Origin of the sequence: Rhodococcus globerulus NBRC 14531 (assembly GCF_001894805.1) — a bacterium.
Classification (GTDB): domain Bacteria; phylum Actinomycetota; class Actinomycetes; order Mycobacteriales; family Mycobacteriaceae; genus Rhodococcus_F; species Rhodococcus_F globerula.
In genome coordinates this window covers 211,210-223,948 of sequence record NZ_BCWX01000005.1, presented here as the reverse complement: position 1 = coordinate 223,948, position 12,739 = coordinate 211,210, and the positions used below count along the sequence as shown (strand labels likewise).

At 60.4% G+C, this 12,739-nt stretch carries 13 protein-coding genes; 8 read left to right on the top strand and 5 right to left on the bottom strand.

The features are described from left to right. Window positions 1-11: 11 nt before the first annotated feature. Together RG2_RS24770 and RG2_RS24765 are read right to left on the bottom strand one after the other, a co-directional pair. Window positions 12-662, bottom strand: a complete 651-nt coding sequence (locus RG2_RS24770; protein ID WP_033235201.1) for a sterol desaturase family protein — start codon at window positions 660-662, stop codon at window positions 12-14. Beyond that, entirely contained in the window at window positions 659-1,381 is a 723-nt protein-coding gene (locus RG2_RS24765) for a FadR/GntR family transcriptional regulator (protein WP_033235250.1), read from the bottom strand. The genes RG2_RS24770 and RG2_RS24765 overlap by 4 nt, the downstream gene beginning before the upstream one ends. A gap of 158 nt (window positions 1,382-1,539) precedes the next feature. Here RG2_RS24765 and RG2_RS24760 point away from each other — a divergent pair, with 158 nt between their 5' ends. Next, complete coding sequence (locus RG2_RS24760; protein WP_033235200.1) at window positions 1,540-2,553, top strand: ABC transporter substrate-binding protein; 1,014 nt, start codon at window positions 1,540-1,542, stop codon at window positions 2,551-2,553. Here RG2_RS24760 and RG2_RS24755 read toward each other — a convergent pair. Together RG2_RS24755 and RG2_RS24750 are read right to left on the bottom strand one after the other, a co-directional pair. Beyond that, complete coding sequence (locus tag RG2_RS24755; protein WP_051730590.1) at window positions 2,482-3,225, bottom strand: TMEM165/GDT1 family protein; 744 nt, start codon at window positions 3,223-3,225, stop codon at window positions 2,482-2,484. The genes RG2_RS24760 and RG2_RS24755 overlap by 72 nt on opposite strands. 292 nt (window positions 3,226-3,517) lie before the next feature. Next, entirely contained in the window at window positions 3,518-4,045 is a 528-nt protein-coding gene (locus RG2_RS24750) for a hypothetical protein (protein WP_033235199.1), read from the bottom strand. A 167-nt stretch (window positions 4,046-4,212) separates the two neighbouring features. On the opposite strand from RG2_RS24750, the gene RG2_RS24745 reads away from it, so the two are divergent. The 7 genes from RG2_RS24745 to RG2_RS24715 all read left to right on the top strand — a co-directional run bounded on the left by RG2_RS24745 (window position 4,213) and on the right by RG2_RS24715 (window position 12,007). Then, entirely contained in the window at window positions 4,213-5,544 is a 1,332-nt protein-coding gene (locus RG2_RS24745; RefSeq protein ID WP_033235198.1) for a DUF1254 domain-containing protein, read from the top strand. A gap of 18 nt (window positions 5,545-5,562) precedes the next feature. Beyond that, window positions 5,563-6,135 carry an HdeD family acid-resistance protein gene (locus RG2_RS24740; protein WP_033235197.1) on the top strand — a complete coding sequence of 191 codons (573 nt, stop codon included), beginning with the start codon at window positions 5,563-5,565 and terminating at the stop codon, window positions 6,133-6,135. Beyond that, complete coding sequence (locus RG2_RS24735; RefSeq protein ID WP_033235196.1) at window positions 6,125-7,315, top strand: AI-2E family transporter; 1,191 nt, start codon at window positions 6,125-6,127, stop codon at window positions 7,313-7,315. Before RG2_RS24740 ends, RG2_RS24735 begins: the two co-directional genes overlap by 11 nt. A gap of 72 nt (window positions 7,316-7,387) precedes the next feature. Continuing rightward, window positions 7,388-8,251: a polyphosphate polymerase domain-containing protein gene (locus RG2_RS24730; protein ID WP_051730595.1), complete on the top strand. Its 864-nt coding sequence runs from the start codon at window positions 7,388-7,390 to the stop codon at window positions 8,249-8,251. Continuing rightward, window positions 8,252-8,929, top strand: coding sequence for a DUF4956 domain-containing protein (locus tag RG2_RS24725; RefSeq protein WP_033235194.1), 678 nt, complete (start codon window positions 8,252-8,254; stop codon window positions 8,927-8,929). Then, window positions 8,929-10,605 carry a CotH kinase family protein gene (locus tag RG2_RS24720; RefSeq protein WP_033235193.1) on the top strand — a complete coding sequence of 559 codons (1,677 nt, stop codon included), beginning with the start codon at window positions 8,929-8,931 and terminating at the stop codon, window positions 10,603-10,605. Before RG2_RS24725 ends, RG2_RS24720 begins: the two co-directional genes overlap by 1 nt. A gap of 46 nt (window positions 10,606-10,651) precedes the next feature. Beyond that, window positions 10,652-12,007, top strand: a complete 1,356-nt coding sequence (locus RG2_RS24715) for a YhgE/Pip domain-containing protein (RefSeq protein WP_033235192.1) — start codon at window positions 10,652-10,654, stop codon at window positions 12,005-12,007. Here the strand turns inward: RG2_RS24715 and RG2_RS24710 are convergent. Continuing rightward, entirely contained in the window at window positions 12,004-12,627 is a 624-nt protein-coding gene (locus RG2_RS24710) for a superoxide dismutase (protein WP_033235191.1), read from the bottom strand. The genes RG2_RS24715 and RG2_RS24710 overlap by 4 nt on opposite strands. Window positions 12,628-12,739 lie beyond the last annotated feature (112 nt).

The window sequence follows — 12,739 nt, the reverse complement described above, 5'->3', positions numbered from 1 at the left end:
TCGGCGTTTCTTCACAGCTTCGACGCGGTGCCGTGCAGGTTCTTGGCCGTCGGGGATGTCTCGACGGATTTGGGATCGGGGTACGTGCCCAGTACGCGATCGGCCGTTCCCGCGGTGGTGACGGTGAACCAGTAGTGCTCGTTCTTGAAGTGATGGTTGCGATGGTTGCGCCAAACCGACCGGTAGAGAGCAGTTTTCGGCTTGTAGTCACTGTGGATGAGGAAATGAGTCCACTCGTAGCCGAGACCTAGTACGGAAATACAGGTCAGGAAGGTCAGGCCGAGTTCGACGCGGGGAAACGCCAGGAGTGCGACAGCGGTCAGGACGGGAATCACGATCAGGAGCGTCTGCCACGGAATGAAGATGAGTGAGACGGTTCGCGGGGCGAAATGGTGCTCCCGATGGCTGCGCGCCAGGCGTGAATCGAGGGTGACGCCGGCAATGGTCCGCGGCTTCCAATGGAGAACGAAGACGTGAATGATCCACTCCACGAAGGGGAATGCGGTAAGCATCACGAGCGGAACAAGTGCGTCGGTGATCTGCCAGTCGCCCAGCGCGATGCGCGTCGACGCTGCAGCCACCAACATGGTGCCGATCATCCACGGCGTCGGTGACTTGCGGAACGTTCGTGCGGCATCGGCGAGAGTGATGGGCTTGCTCATGGTTTCAGTCCTTCCAGGAAGGTGAGAGCGTCGCCGATTGCCGTCGTGCCGGTGTGAAGGAGCTGTGCGGCTGACGCCTCGGCAGTTGACTCGTCGTGTGAAGTGATGGCGGAGGCCAGTTTTCGATACAGGTCGGTCTGGCCGACTTCGGCGACCATGACGGAGGCAAGTGCAGTCATGGCCGGTTCGTATGCAGCGCGCAGGCTGTTGAAGATCAAACGGAAGGCAATGGAATCCGCGCTGTCGACGACGACGTCCCAGAACGCCAGAGCGCGGTCTTGCAGCTCTACCGGATCTTCGGTGGCGCCTAGTTGATCCACGGCCGTGTCGAGTTCTCGGGCAGATTCCTCGGAGATGCGACGGGAGGCAAACACCGCGATCTGCGGTCCCATCAACTCACGAGTTTCCAGGACACTGCGCACCACGGCCAGGTCGGGGACACCGTCGCGTATCAGCAATTGGGGGAGAAGCTCGGGTCCGGCCTGGCGTCGAAAATCACGCACTGACGTCGATTCGCCCTGGCGGACCTCGACTAGTCCCGCTTGGGCGAGCTTCTGAATTGCCTCTCGGACCGCGGGCCTCGAGACGCCGAACGCCTCGGCGAGCTTGCGCTCGCTGGGGAGATTTTCGCCCGCCGCAAGCTCTCCGGCCAGCACTTTCACCGAAATCTGGTCGAACACTGCGCCGGAAGCCGAGGTACGTGCAACGGGTTGGAACATGTACTGACGATAGGCCACCTTCTGGCAAGAGGTCAAGTGGTCAGACCAGTTGTCTGTGGCGTGAAAGAGACAACCCTTGACCGATACTCTTCACCGTAACCCCGCAGGTGAGGATATTTTTTAGGTCACCCTAATTTCAGTTACTGTCAGGACACTTAATGACATCACTTCTGCTGCCGACACTCGATACCGATGCCGAATTCGCTCGCATCACCGCCGCACTCACCCGGCGAGGTTTCCTCGGGGCCGGTGCCTTAGCCGGGATCGGATTGCTTACCGCCTGCGGAACCAGTTCGGGCGAAACGGCCGAGGGCGAGACGCGCACGATCACCACCGTCAACGGCCAGGTGGAGGTACCCGTTAATCCGCAGCGGGTGGTCAGCGCCGATTACTACACGGGCCCCGCGATGTTCGACGCCGGATTCACACCTGTCGGGTTGCCGGTCGACTACGAGAACGCCGACGGCGTCCCGGAACCGTATGCGTCTGCCCTGCGGTCTCTTCCGAAGGTGGGACGCTGGTACGAGCCCAACGCCGAGGCGATAGCGGCTTTGTCTCCCGACTTGATCGTGATGACCAACCTCCTTTCGGAGAACGACCCGGATCTTTACGAGCAGATTCGGTCGATTGCACCGACCGCAGTTTTTGCCGAAGACGGCCAGTACGCGTGGAAGGAGCGCGCCCTCGGGGTCGCGGACGCACTCAACCAGAGTGCGAAGGTTCAAGAGTTGGCAGACCGGTACGAGGCGCGGATCGCGAAGTTCCGCAGCGACAATGCTGACGTGTTGAGCAAGGTGAAGGTCGTCTACACCACGTACTTCGAGGAGAGTGGTTTCTCGCTGTACTCGCCGACCAAGTATCAGACGACGGTCATCAGCGAGGCCGGGTTCCAGTTCAACGACCGCTCACTCGCAATTCCTGCCGGCAGCAACGAGTGGTTCCCGAAGGAGCAGTTGGAGCTACTCGACGAAGCCGACGTCATCATCACCAACGGTGGTAAGGGTCCCATCAACGAGAAGTTGGCGAACGACACCATCTTCCAGCGTCTGCGCGCCGTCAAGAACGATCAGGTGTACTCGTTCGACTACGAGGGCGTCGCCTCATTCGGTTGGGCGCTTACCTTCCTCGAGCAGTTCCAGCCGATCGCGCAGGAGATCAGAGCCAAGCTCTGAAGGAGGCTTCGGATGGGTGCGCTTCCAGACCATCCGGGCCAGCGCACCCACCACGGACATTGCCAGGACAACTCCGCCGCCGATGATGCCGGCGGACGAGTCCGGGAAAATACCGTCGAGCAGCAGCCAGACACCGAAGACGAAGAACAGCACCGCGGCACCGATCTTGATGAATCCCTCCGGGAGGTGCTTGCCCAGCACCGAGCCGATGATGATGGCGAGAGCGTCGGCCGCCACCATGCCGACGGTCGATCCGATCCAGATGCCGATCCAGTCGTTGTCGGTCGCAAGGGTGATGGTGGCGAGCATGGTCTTGTCGCCGAGTTCTGCGAGGAAGAAGGCCGACGCGACAGCGATGAAGGCTGAGCGGGTGACGCGTCCGGCCTTGTTCTGCTCGTCCTCGGTGAGATCGTCACCGCGCAGGGTCCAGAGGCCGAAGACCAGGAAGGCGATACCGCCGACGATGGAAATTGCCGCCGTGGGCAGTGCGACGCCCAGGTAGTGGCCGACAGCCACTGACACCAGGTGAACAAGGGTGGTGGCGACGGTGATTCCGCCGAGAACAACCCACCAGCGATAGCGCAGGGCAAATGTCATTGCCATCAGCTGGGATTTGTCGCCGAGTTCAGCGACGAAGATAACGCCGAAGCTCAAAAGTATTGCGGCTAGCAAGATTAACTCCTCCGGTCCGTATCGGTCGGAGGAAATATGGGGCCTCCGGCCTGGACAGACGCAACGGGTGCGTTTGTCCGGCCGAAGGTCTCGCCCACCGAGGTCAGAAACCTTCGGTTCGCCAGGCCGGGTGCTTCGCGATCCGCACCAGGCGGAACGCGTTGAACCAGTATGTCGACACAGGCGATTGGGGGCTACTCCCCTTCGTTGTTACCGAGGTTAGCCTGCGTTTCACGAATTGGCAAAGCGCACAGCAAGTTTGGGAGCCCGAACTTATCGCTTACCGTTACCGTCAGCAGGCAAGGAGCATTGCCAAAACTGCGGTGTCGGGATCGCTGATCGGATCGATGCCTACCCGGCTGATCATCGAGACGACCGTCCCGTCGGCCTCGGCTTCCACCCAGGCCGCGCGATGGTCCAAGCCGAGGTACGGCAGTCCTGGAAGCAGGACACACCCAGAGGCGCTGCCCTCACATTCCGGCAGGCTGGGAGTCGTTTCGGAGGGTGGGTGCAGCATGATCAGCGCCGGCGGTTGATGCTCGGAAAAACGCCCAGGTGGCAGAGCAAAATCTCCGAGAACCGGACCTTCGGCCATCACCAATCCCACAGTGCCCGGTTGTGGATCGTCCGGGACGTCCTCGCGCACGCCGAAAACCGTCGAGGTGGGCAACAGACCGGGGAGTGACGCGACCCGCACAGCCAATGCGAGCAGTTGCGCCCATTCTTTGGTGGTGTCGGGCCAACGCCCCGAAATGACAAAACCCTGCAACGCTCCGGCCGACTGGAACGGTGAGATGCCTATCGCTTCATTTCTATTCATCTCTGTTCCTCCCCGAGGTGATGACAGGTAAATCCGGCACACGTCGTTGGGTAGCTAAAATATGCGCCTAAACACTGCTGGCACACAAGAGTAGGAGAGTGCCAGCGGTGATGAGCGCAGGTGCCGGCGGTGGTTTGCGCAGGTGAGGGCGGTGGTATTCACCGGGCATGACTGCCTCGAAGCGCTCGTCGTTGGATGATTTGGCAACGCAGGCCTGGATATTCGGATATCCACTGTTGATCGCGGCGGTCTCACGGGACGTGATGACGGCAACGGCGACACCACAGGGCATGAAAGCGCCGCTCAACCAGTTTGCGTACGCGCGGGAAACCCCGGATGCGTCGTTCACGGATGTGGTCTCACCCAACGCGGACACTCTCTACTCGTCGGCGTGGTTGGACCTGCGGACCGAACCGCAGGTCCTGACGTTGCCGGACTTCGGGACGAGGTACTGGCTGGTCCCGATTCTCGACGCGTGGAGCGATGTCTTCACCGTGCCCGGTTCCCGCACGGTAGGTCGTACCGGCGGACCGTACGTCGTGGCGGGTCCGACATGGAAAGGCGAAGTGCCGCGGGGTACGACGCTTCTCCGCTCGCCGACGGCGATGAATTGGATAGTGGCGCGCTACGCCACATCGGGCGGCACCGACCTCGCCGCAGTACACACGTTGCAGGACGGAACCCGGCTGACACCACTGTCGCAGTGGACGGACAACAAGGCGGGATACACGGCGCCCGAAGGCTCGCTCGACCCGACAGTCGATACGTTCACACCCCCGGTCGACCAGGTTGCCGCGATGGACGGACAGGCGTTCTTCACCGCACTCGACGCGTTACTCGACGACAATCCACCGCGTCCCGAGGATTCCGAGATCATGAAGCAGCTCGGCGACATAGGAATCGGGTCGGGACTCGCGTGGGCGTCGCGGCCACCCGAAGTGCGCGACGCATTGGACCGCGCCGCACGCAGCGGCATGGACCTGCTGCACACGATCGCGGCCGACGCCGAAAGTTCCCCGAAGAACGGCTGGACCATGCACCGCGGGTTGGGGCACTACGGAACGCACTATGCGCAGCGGGCTTTGATCGTATGGCTGGGATTCGGCGCCAACCTCGACGCGGACGCCGTGTACCCGCATGCCACCACTGACATCGACGGTAATGCCCTGACCGGGGAGAAGAACTACGTACTGCACTTCGACGAGGACGAGCTTCCGCCGGTCGAAGGTTTCTGGTCGCTGACAATGATGAACGAGCGACAGTTCTTCGTGGACAATCCGATTGATCGATACGCCATCGGTGACCGAAGTGACTTGGGATTCGAGGACGACGGCTCCCTGAATATCTACATTCAGCACGAGTCTCCCGGCGGCTCGAAGGAAAAGAACTGGTTACCCAGCCCGGCAGACGGATTCAACGTATTCTTGCGACTGTATTGGCCCAAGGCTTCGGTGCTCTCGGGATCGTGGACGGCACCGGGTATTCGTCCGACGAACTGAAATGCTCGGAGGCTACTGATGGTCGCAACGAACCCGTTTGTGTTGTACGGCAAAGAGATCTGGTGGATGATCCTGGTCCGTGGAATCTTCGGCGTGATTTTCGGAATCATCGCCCTCGTGTGGCCGGGAATAACCGTGGTGGCCTTGGTCTTCGTTTTCGGTATCTACTCCATCGTGGACGGTGTGGTCACCCTGGTGCGGGCAATCCGCGACCGAGCGCATCTCAGTTCATGGGGATGGTTCGTCTTCACAGGCGTGGTCTCGGTGGCAGCCGGTGTTGTCGCATTGGTATGGCCCGGAATCACTGCGGTGGTACTGCTGTACATCATCGCGTTCTACGCCATCCTGTTCGGAATCCTCGGCGTGGTCGGATCTTTCAAGCTCAAGGGCTTGTCGGGCTCCGGGTGGGGATGGCTACTCGCCGCGTCGGTGCTGGCCGTGATCTTCGGAATAATCCTGCTCATCTTCCCTGGTGAAGGCATCATCGGGTTGACCTGGTTGCTTGGTTGGTACGCAATATTCTTCGGCATTCTGATGATCGTCGGTGCGTTCCAGATCAGGAGTCGGGCAAAGGAAGCTGGTGTTCTCTAAGCGGGCTCCCGCTCCTGTTCCCGTCCCCGCCCCGGCACCGACTGTCACAGGCAGCGAACATTGGTCGATTCCGCGCGGGCTGATCGTGCTGCTCGGCGCTGCCGCAACAGTGGTCGCGGTTGCCGGGATGAAGGGCTTCAGTGGAATTCTCGGTCCTGTATTTCTGGCCTTGATGCTGACCGTTGCCGTTCAGCCGATTCAGGATTGGGCGCAGAAGCACAGCTGGCCGAAGTGGCTCGGCATGCTCGGCGCCCTGGTCACGGTGTATTTGATCCTGATCGGCTTGGCCGCGTCGTTGGTTGTCTCGACTGCTCAATTGGCCACGATCCTGCCGGAGTACTCAGACAAGATGGGTGCGCTCCTGGACGAGGCTCGAAGTAGTCTGGCCAGCTTCGGAGTTGATACCGAGCAGATCCAAAACACGGTCAGCAGTATCGATCTCACCAAGGTTTTGGGAGTGGTCGAGACAGCTCTCGAGGGCCTACTCGGCGTGTTCTCGGACCTCGTGTTCATTTTGGCGCTACTGCTGTTCATGGCCTTCGACGGCATGAGTATCCGGTCGAGACTGCATATCCTGGCCGAAGAGCGCCCTGAAATCTCTTACGCTCTTTCCACTTTTGCCAAGGGAACCCGCAAGTACCTGGTGGTGTCCACCGTCTTCGGTCTGATCGTCGCGGTGCTGGACGGCGGCGCGCTGTGGTTGATGGGGATCCCCTTGCCGATTCTGTGGGCGTTGTTGTCGTTCATCACCAACTACATCCCGAACATCGGATTTGTGATCGGTGTGATCCCGCCGGCACTGCTCGGACTCCTCGAGGGCGGACCATGGTTGATGGTGTGGGTGATCGTCGTGTACTCCGTGATCAACTTCGTCATCCAGTCCATTATCCAACCCAAGTTTGTCGGTGACGCCGTTGGTCTGTCGGTGACGATGACCTTCCTCTCGCTCATCTTCTGGTCGTGGGTGTTGGGCGCGCTCGGTGCGCTGCTGGCTATTCCGCTCTCACTTCTGGTGAAAGCCGTCCTGCTCGACATCGATCCGTCTACCCGGTGGGCCGACATCTTGATCAGTGGTCCGAAAGAGGTTGCAAAGCCACCAGATGCTGTCGAGGAACCGGAAGTGGACGAGGAGCCGCCTGAAGAGCAGTCCCGGGTGAACACCGAGCCAACTTCAGGTTGACGCAACCTTTCTTCGAGATTGACAGCAACTTGGCAGCTTTACTCCAGGATTACCAAAGCCTGGTGGAGTGGACTGTTTCCCAGTCGACGAAGAAAGGCCACGTCATTGGGAACGCCCGAACGATCTCTGCGCACGGCTAGTTCGCTCCATGCGTTCAACCGGTATGAGATCAAGTATCTAGCCCACGAACGAGACGTTCCCGCATTGCGCGAGGAACTGAATGCACACATGGACTCCGATGTGAATTCGCCGATCGGTGGATACCCGGTGACCAGCCTGTACTACGACACACAGAGCCTTCGCTTCTACTGGGAAAAGATCGAAGGACTCAAGTTTCGCCGGAAACTCCGAATTCGCCTGTACGGTCGCCCGTCCGACGCAGTTGACGAGACGCCTGTGTACGTCGAGATCAAGCAACGGGTCAATCGTGTGACTCAGAAGCGGCGCGTTCAGGTTTCCTACGATGTTGCGCGGCAATTGTGTGACGGCCGACGCGACATCGACGTGGACAGAACGGCGCAGCCCTTTGTCAACGAAGTGTCCACGCTGATCGGCAATCTCGACCTCCGGCCGTCGGTCACGACCGGATATCTGCGTGAAGCGTTTGTCGGTATCGACGCCGACCTCGGCTTGCGGGTGACCATCGATCACAAAATTCACGGCCGAGATCGCGACTTCCACTTCGCGGCCGAAGCGCAGAATCGCTTCATCATTCCACCGCACCTGTGCATCGTGGAGATCAAAGCCAATGAGCGTGTGCCTTATTGGGTTACGGATATGGCAGCACGGATGGACATGTCCGTCGTGCGAATCTCCAAATACTGCCAGAGCGTCGAAGCCTTCGGGATGGCGCCGCGCTCGCGCCTGCATGCCCGTGAAGAACTGCTCACGCCCTCGATTCCATTCGAGAGCTCCCTCGTCACATCAGGACTGTAAATGAATTTCGATCTACAAGATCTCAGCGGCACCTTTTCGACCTTCGACATCATTGTCTCGCTTGCACTTTCCTTCGTGCTGTCCGCGACCATCGGCTACGTGTACCGATTGACGCACAAGAACGTTTCGTACAGTCAGTCGTACGTGCAGACATTGGTGATGGTGGGCATGGTCATCAGCCTCATCATGCTGGTTGTCGGATCGAACGTCGCACGGGCGTTTGCGCTCGTCGGCGCGCTCTCCGTGGTGCGATTTCGCAACGCGATCAAGGAAACTCGCGACGTGGGCTTCATCTTCCTCGTCATGGCAATCGGAATGACCACGGGTACAAGGTTTTACCTCCTGGCAATTGCCGCAACCATCGCCATCTGCCTGGTCTTGGTCCTGATGAGCAAATTCAACATGTTCAAGCTCGACGTGCAACGTCAGGTCGTGAAGGTCCAGGTTCCCCCGGAGCCCGGATACACCGCACTGGTCGAAGACATTCTGATCGATTACACCAAGGAATTCGAACTGGTGTCCACCGAATCGGTACGTTCGGGTGCTCTCACCGAGCTGTATTACACCGCCCAACTGAAGCCGGGTAAGAAACCGGCAGAACTGATCTCGGCACTTAGTGGCGTCAACTCCGGCCAGCGAGTCACAGTCCTGACCGGTTACGACCAGACTGATATCTGATGGGCGAGAATGCAGCGCCGGTTGCACCCCGTAGGCGGCTGATCCACAGGGTGCCAACGCCTCTGCGTCAGCATTGGAAGTTGGCTGCTGCGTTCGTCGCGTTTGTGGCTGTGCTTGCCGGCGTATTCGGTCAGACTCGGGTGCGTCCGTACATAACCGGCGACGCCACGGTCATCGCGTCGCAGGTTACCGAGAACATCACGGGCTCAGTTGATTTCTTCGACGCATCGGTTGAACACACCTTCAGTGTGGAGTTCAGCGAATCCGACTACGACAAGATGATCGATGCTTACGCAACCGACGGTGAGAAGGAGTGGATCGAGGCCGACATCACGATCGACGGCACCCTGGTCACCGATGTCGGCTTGCGTCTCAAAGGCAACTCCACGCTTCGTGGCCTGAGTAGTACTGAATCCGGCGGACGCGGGATGCAAATCCCGGACGGTGTAGTGGTTCCTGATGGGGCAGTAGTTCCTGGCGGTGCGGTGATACCTGATGGCGCAGCCGCACCCGAGTGGGGTGGCGGGGGCGGCGGCATGGTCAGCCTGTCAGCCGATGATCCGGCGTCTCTGCCTTTCCTGATCAGCTTTGACAAGAATGTGTCCGGGCGGGCCTACCAAGGTATGACACAGCTGTCGATCCGGCCGGGAAGCCCAGTGCTGAACGAGGCGATGGCGCTGTCGCTCACCGCTGAATCCGGCCAGCCAACACAGCGATACAGCTATGCGGTGTACTCGGTGAACGGCTCCGAAACCCAGACGCGGTTGATACTCGAGCATCCAGACGAGGGCTATGCGAACTCACTGTTCGACAGTGACGGAGTGCTCTACAAGGCCGATGCCAACTCGAGCTTCACCTATCAAGGTGACGACCAGACGACCTACGTCGACCAGTTCAAGCAGATCAATGCTGAAGGGTCGCAGGACCTTCAGCCGATCATCAGCTTCCTGAAGTGGCTGGATTCGGCGACCGATGAGCAGTTCGACTCAGAACTCGCAAACTGGGTCGACGTCGATTCCTTCGCCAGATACGTTGCGACGCAGAATCTTCTGGTGAACGGTGATGACATGGCGGGGCCGGGCAAGAACTACTATCTGTGGTACGACCTCGAGTCGAAGAAAATCTCCGTTGTTGCGTGGGATCTCAACATGGCGCTGAGCGGTAATTCCGAAGCGGGACCGCATGATTCGATCAGCATGGGAGGTGGAGGTATGCGCGGCGGCGCTCAGCAGGGAGTCGCGACGGACGGCGCCGCACCGCAGGGCGCAATGACAGAAGGCGCAATGCCCCCCGGTCGTGCAGCGCGCGGTGCAGGACAGATGGGCGCAGGACAGATGGGTGCGGGAGAGTCGGCTGCTGGACAGGAAGGCGCCGAGCAGGCGCCCGGCGGGGCCATGGGCGGGGGCATGGGCGGCGGAATGGGAGGCAACCAACTGAAGGAACGGTTCCTCGCGTCGACGGCCTTCACCGAGACCTATGACACGGCGTACCGCGAACTGTACGAGCAGCTCTTCTCGAGTGGCCGCGCGCTGGGAATTCTGGACGATGTCGCGTCGTCGATTCCGCTCAGTGACGGTTTGACGGAGGAGGCTCTTGCCGCCGAGGTAGAGACGATGAGGACGCGGTTGCAGGCCAGGACGGATGCGCTGGCGGACGATCCGGTGATCGCCGGCTGAGGTAACTCTCAGTATTTCTACAAGATCGCCATCTATCGTCTCGGCCATGAGCACCGCGAACAACACCGAAAACACCCACCGCCAGCCGTCGCTACTTGGTCGACGGCTGGCGGTGGGTGGTTTGGCAGCTGTTGTGGTGGGTGCGGTGGCCGGTACGGGCTGGGTGTGGTTCTCGGGCAGCGAGAACAACTCGCGGACAGTTGCGATAGTCAACACCGATGCCGGAACCATGCTGGACGGCGAGGAACTACGCGCCGGTGACACGCTGGTCGAGACACTGAGCGCGAGTGAAGACTTCGAATTCCACGTCGTGGACAGCCCCGGCGGTAACTATTTTGCGACCCTCACCGTGCCGGAGAATTTCAGTGAGGCGGTTGCCTCGATGCTGGGCCCGGATCCTCAGCAGGCAAGTATCGACCTCGAGGTTCAGGGCTCTGGCGGAGCGCAGGCGGTGGCGCTGACCAGCGCGGTGTCGGCGCAGGTCAGTGCCGACGGTATCAAGGGTTTGATGTCCCAGACGTCCGCTGCTCGTCGGGCATTCGATCAAAATCTTGTGACCGCGCAGATGCTGGTGGCGGGAACAGCCGGCGCCGAGAAGTCGATCGACCAGGTGAAGGCCGGGGCAGACACGATCCTGCCGTACCTGGAAACAGCGCGCGCGGGTTCGTTGCAGTTGACGAGTGTCGCGGAGCAGGTTTCCGGCGTCGTGGATCAGGCTGCCGGGTCGGCGGAGGAATTGGCCACGCGCGCAGACTCGCTCGGCTTGACGTTGGGTGAAGCGTCGTCGTCCACCGCAGATCTCAAGTCGCGCATCGATTCGCTGACCGGTGCGTTGAGTGGATTGCCGGTGCCGCAGGATATTACGGCGCAATTGGCGAGCGTGAGTACCGACTTGGGCGCCGTGACTGCGCAATTGAACGCGGTGCCGTCGATGTTGGGTGGGTCGGTGGGCCCCGATACGGCGCTCGGCGATTTGGTGCGTACTGCCGTCGGCCAATTGCAGGGCGCCAGTGCGCAATTGAACAGCGCTGCCGGTCAATTGAGTGACGGTTTGATTCCGATCGCAGACCAGGCTCCGCAGATGCTCGAAGATGTGACCACTCAGATCACCCAGGGGTTCGGGACTCTCAAGTCGGTTGCGACGTCGTTGGTGACCGGGTTGGACACCGCAAAATCCGGGCTGCCGGCGTTGACCACTCCGCAGCAGGTTCAACTGATGTCGGTGCTGTCCGATCCTGTGGCGGTGAATCAAACGCCTGCGCCGGGAAGTGGATCGGATTCGCGCACAATCGCTTTGATGTTCGGCGTGGCGACGGCCCTTCTTGCTGGTGCCTTGCTGACGCAAACGGCGGCGCCCCTGGTGAAGGAGCGCCGCCGCGTAGAGCAAGAAGAACGTGACTAGACGATCAGGCCTGCGGTCTGCGTGCGAGCGCGCTCGAAGCGTGCCGTGACGTCGTTCCAGTTCACGATGTTCCAGAATGCCTTGACGTAGTCGCCCTTGACGTTCTGGTAATCGAGGTAGAAAGCGTGCTCCCACATGTCCAGCATCAGCAGCGGCGTGAGGCCGATGGAGATGTTGCCCTGCTGATCGTAGAGCTGGACGATGACGAGGCGTGCGCCGATGGAATCCCACGCGAGGATGGACCAGCCGGAGCCCTGGATGGCGTTGGCGTTCGCGGAGAAGTGTGCGCGGAAGAGATCGAACGAACCGAAGTTGTCGTCGATCGCTGCGGCGAGTTCGCCTTCGGGCTTGTCGCCACCGTCAGCGCTGAGGTTGTTCCAGAAAACGGTGTGGTTGGTGTGGCCACCGAGGTGGAAAGCCAGGTTCTTCTCGAGCAGGTTGGCCTGCGCGGCGATGGTGTCGTTCTCGCGAGCCTCGGCCAGCTTCTCGAGTGCAGCGTTGGCGCCGGCGACGTATGCCGCGTGGTGCTTGTCGTGGTGCAGCTCCATGATCTTGCCCGAGATGTGCGGCTCGAGGGCTGCGTAGTCGTAGGGGAGTTCCGGCAGCGTGTAAACAGACACGAGGGTCCCTTCTTTGCGGGCTCCGTGAGCCCTGCTTCTTCGAGAGTATGGTGCTTGGATTGCGGATCAATCTTGGGTATCCACCCAATAACATTCGTACACGGTCTGCAAC